Origin of the sequence: Anaeromyxobacter sp. PSR-1, from assembly GCF_000964525.1 — a bacterium.
Taxonomy (GTDB): domain Bacteria; phylum Myxococcota; class Myxococcia; order Myxococcales; family Anaeromyxobacteraceae; genus Anaeromyxobacter.
This window is the reverse complement of record NZ_BAZG01000277.1, coordinates 1-3910: the sequence shown is the minus strand read 5'-3', so window position 1 is coordinate 3910 and position 3910 is coordinate 1. Positions and strand designations below refer to the sequence as shown.

At 78.7% G+C, this 3910-nt stretch carries 4 protein-coding genes; 1 reads left to right on the top strand and 3 read right to left on the bottom strand.

Annotated features, from left to right (window positions below):
* Positions 1-5: 5 nt before the first annotated feature.
* Positions 6-443, top strand: a complete 438-nt coding sequence (locus PSR1_RS22260; RefSeq protein ID WP_237758202.1) for an energy transducer TonB — start codon at positions 6-8, stop codon at positions 441-443.
* A gap of 27 nt (positions 444-470) precedes the next feature.
* Here PSR1_RS22260 and PSR1_RS22255 read toward each other — a convergent pair whose 3' ends face one another.
* The 3 genes from PSR1_RS22255 to PSR1_RS22245 all read right to left on the bottom strand — a co-directional run bounded on the left by PSR1_RS22255 (position 471) and on the right by PSR1_RS22245 (position 3621).
* A complete protein-coding gene (locus PSR1_RS22255; RefSeq protein WP_059439510.1) occupies positions 471-1703 on the bottom strand; it encodes an ABC transporter permease in 1233 nt (410 codons plus the stop codon).
* 77 nt (positions 1704-1780) lie between these two features.
* Positions 1781-2686: a S1C family serine protease gene (locus PSR1_RS22250; RefSeq protein WP_059439508.1), complete on the bottom strand. Its 906-nt coding sequence runs from the start codon at positions 2684-2686 to the stop codon at positions 1781-1783.
* Positions 2683-3621: a S1C family serine protease gene (locus PSR1_RS22245; protein WP_059439507.1), complete on the bottom strand. Its 939-nt coding sequence runs from the start codon at positions 3619-3621 to the stop codon at positions 2683-2685. The genes PSR1_RS22250 and PSR1_RS22245 overlap by 4 nt, the downstream gene beginning before the upstream one ends.
* Between the last annotated feature and the right edge of the window lie 289 nt (positions 3622-3910).

Sequence of the window (3910 nt, the reverse complement as noted above, 5' to 3'; positions counted from 1 at the left end):
TGACGCTGGAGGCGGAGGAGGTGCTCCCGCTGGGCGGCGAGCCGAGCTTCGCGGGCGACGGGGTCGGGGACGGGCCGTTCGTCCCCGGGGGCGGGTCCGGCGGGGGCCGCGGCGGCCGCGCGGGCGGCGAAGGTGCCGACGGCGACGCGGGCGACGCCGGCCCGCCCTGGCTCCGCCAGGCGGTGCTGCGCCAGGTGCAGCAGCAGATCGACCGCGACCCGTACCCTCCGGCCGCGGAGCTGATGGGCTGGTCCGGGACGGTGCGCGTCGGCTTCACCATCCTCACCGACGGGAGCGTGGCCGACCTGCGCGTCGTGGAGTCGAGCGGCCACGGCGTGCTCGACCGCGCCGCGCTGGCGGCGGTGCGCAAGGCCGCGCCGTACCCGCGCCCGCCGGTGGACCAGCCGGTGATCTTCCCGGTGGTCTGGTACCTGCCGCCGTGAGCCGGCCCGGCGGCGGCTGGGGCGGCGCTACTCCGCCCGCATCGCCTCGACCGGATCGAGCCGGGAGGCCCGCGCCGCGGGGTAGATGCCGAAGACCAGGCCCGCCGCGGCGGCGGAGCCGAGCGACAGCAGCACCGACCAGAGCGGCACCCGCGCCGGCACGACGTCCAGCTCCCGCGCGACCAGCGCCACCCCGCCGCCCAGCGCGACCCCGATCGCGCCGCCCGCCAGCGCGAGCACCAGCGACTCGACCAGGAACTGCGCCAGGATCCGCTGGCGCCGCGCGCCGAGCGCCATCCGGACGCCGATCTCGCGGGTCCGCTCGGTCACGGAGACCAGCATGATGTTCATCACGCCGATGCCGCCCACCAGCAGCGAGAGCGCGCACAGGCCGAACGTGGCCGCGCCGACGACCTTGGCCAGCCCGTCGAACAGCTCCGCGGCGGTGTCGTTCGAGAAGACCTCGAAGTCGTTCTCGTCGAGGGGGCCGAGCCCGCGCACCCGCCGGAGCGTCGCGACCACCTCGGCCATGGCCTGCGGCACGTCCTCCACGCGCGTGGCGCGGACCGCGAGGTTCGTGCCGCGGGCGCGGCCCAGCACCGCGTCGTAGGCGGTCCACGGGACCGCCACGAACCCGTCGCGCGACTCGAGCCCGAGCACCGTCCCCATCCGCTCGGCCACGCCCGCCACCTCGAACGGCACGCCGCGAATCCGGATCTCGGCGCCCACCGGGTCGGCCCCCGGGAACAGCACGTCGGCGACGCCCGCGCCCACGAACGCCACCCGCCGCGCCAGCGCCACGTCGGCGTGGGTGAGGAACCGCCCGCTCGCGACGCTCACCGCGTTGGTGAACTCGTAGTCCGGCAGGACGCCGAGCACGTCGATCTCGTTGCGCGTGGCGCGCGTCCGCGTGACGACGGCCTCGGGCCGGCGCCCCTGCTCCTCGATCGAGACGAACGCGACGTGGGGCAGGCCGCGGAGCGCCTCGCCCTGCGCGCGGGTGAGGTCCTTGCGGCGCGCGTACCGGTGCCAGGCCTCGTGGCCCACCGTGACCATCGGGAACTTCTCCACCCGGAACGCGCCCGCCTCCAGCATGGAGAGCTGGCCGGTCATCTCCAGCCGCAGCCCCTCGGTGAGCGCCATCATCGCCACCACCGTGGCGGTGCCGATGACGATGCCGAGGGCGGTGAGCAGCGAGCGGAGCGGGCTCGACCGCAGCGTGGCGGCGGCCATCCCGACGTCGTCGAGCCAGGAGCGCATCGCCTCCCAGTTCACCACGGCGGGCCCCTCGCGTCACGCCCCGGGTGCGGGAGGCGAGGGGATGGGTTCGCGTGCTCTCAGGCCGCGGCGGCGCGCGGCGGATCGGGGCGGATGGAGAGCCGCAGCGGTCGGCCGGCGCGCAGGACCTGGAGATCGATCTCGCCCGCGCGGGCCAGCACCAGCACGCGCTGCAGGTCGTCGAGCGTCTGCACCGGGCTGCCGCTCGCCGCCACGAGCAGGTCGCCGGGCCGGAGCGCGGCGCGGCCGGCCGGCGCGCCCTCCACCACCTCGAGCACCCGCACCCCGCGCCCGTGGCCGGCCAGCGCGGCGTCGCGCGGCTCCAGGTCCTCGCCGCGCGCGGCGATCCCCAGGAACGGCCGGCGCACCTCGCCCTCGCGCATCAGCACCGACGCCACCCACGCCGCGGTGTGCGCCGGCACCGCGAACCCGATCCCGTGCGCCCAGGGGAGCATGGCGGTGCTGAGCCCGACCACCGCGCCGCCCGCGTCGAGCAGCGGCCCGCCCGAGTTGCCCGGGTTGATCGACGCGTCGGTCTGGACCAGCCCCTCCAGCACCGCGCCGCGCGGCGCCGCCAGGTTGCGGTGCAGCGCCGAGACCACGCCCACCGTGACCGAGCGCTCGAAGCCGAGCGGGTTGCCGATGGCGACGACCAGCTCGCCGACGGAGAGCCGCCGCTCGGAGAGCGCCAGCGCGGGGAGGTCGCGCGCGTCCACCCGCAGCACCGCCACGTCGGTGCGGTCGTCGGCGCCGGCGCGCTCCGCCGCCACCACCCGCGCGCCGGAGAGCCGGACGCGGACCGGGCCGCGGCCCCGCGCGACGTGCGCGTTGGTGAGCACCCAGCCGTCCGGCGCGATCACCACGCCGGAGCCCTGCCCGCCGCCCTGCTCCACGCCGAGGACCGCCGGGGCGGCGCGGGCCACCAGGTCGGCCACGTCGCGCGAGAGCGCCTGCAGCCCGGTCACGCCCGCCTCCCGCGCACGCCCACCGTCACCGCGACCTCGCGCAGCTCGCCCGCGCGCAGCACGCGCAGCGTCACCGCCTGGCCGATCCGGTCCTCCGAGAGTAGGGCCAGCAGCTCGCCGGGGTCCTGCAGCGCCTCGCCGCCCACCGACAGGATCGCGTCGCCGAGCAGGACGCCGGCGCGATCCGCCGGGCTGCCCGGCTCGACCCGCGCCACGAGCAGCGCCAGCTCCTCGCCGGTGCGCGCGCGCAGCGCCGGCGGGAGCGGCACCGGCTGCGTGGCGAGGCCCAGGTACCCGCGGCGCACCTCGCCGTGCGAGAGGAGCGACGCCACCACGCGGCCGAGCGTGGCGGCGGGCACCGCCAGCGCCGCGCCCCGCACCAGCCCGGCCGCCGCGACGCCGAGCGCGAGGCCGTCCGCGCCGAGCACCAGGCCGCCGGACAGGCCCGGGTGCCGGGCGACGCCCAGCTCCAGCCAGCGGTCGATGCGCCCGCCCATCGGCGCGCGGAACGCCTCGCCGGCGCGCGCCAGCAGGCCCAGCTCCGCGCGCGGGCCGCGCCCCGGCCGCGTCACCACCAGCGTGAGCTGCCCCGCCGCGGCCCCGGCCGCGTCGGCCCAGTCCGGCGGCGCGAGCCCGGGCGCCCGCACCCGCAGCGCGGCGAGGTCGGTGCTGGGATCGCGGCCGATCACCTCGGCGGCGACCTCGTCGCCCGAGGGCAGCCCGACCGTCACCCCCTCGTCGCGCTCGAGCGCGTGGTGCGCGGTGACGATCACGCCGTCGGCGGACCACACCACGCCCGACGCGGACGCGTGGCGCCGACCCTCGACGCGCACCACGTGGGCGGCCGCCGACGCGGTGAGCGCGGCGAGGCGGGCGGAGAGCTGGGCGAGGACGTCGGGGTGCAGGGGCGTGTTGCCGGGGGGCGCGGAGGTCATGGCGGGAAGCTAGGCGGCCCGCGCGCGGCGCACATCGGCGGGAGGGCCAGGGCGCGACCTGGCCGGATGGGCAGGTCGGGGCGGGAGCGTTGCGGGTGCCGCGCTCGCGCGGGCCCGAGCCGGTCGAGGCGCGGGCGGTTAGATCCCGGGGATGGAGCCGCTCCGGGTGCTGGTGGTCTCGGCCGATCCGCTGGCGCGGGCCGGGCTCGCCGCGCTGCTCGGGGCGCGGCCGGAGCTCCGGCTCGCCGGCGAGGCGGAGCCGGCGCGGGCGCAGGCGGCGGCGCGCGAC

What these genes read in the sequence shown, in the direction of transcription:
- PSR1_RS22255 (WP_059439510.1), bottom strand. Translation starts at nt 1,703, where the DNA reads ATGCGCTCCTGGCTCGACGACGTCGGGATGGCCGCCGCCACGCTGCGG.
- PSR1_RS22245 (WP_059439507.1), bottom strand. Translation starts at nt 3,621, where the DNA reads ATGACCTCCGCGCCCCCCGGCAACACGCCCCTGCACCCCGACGTCCTC.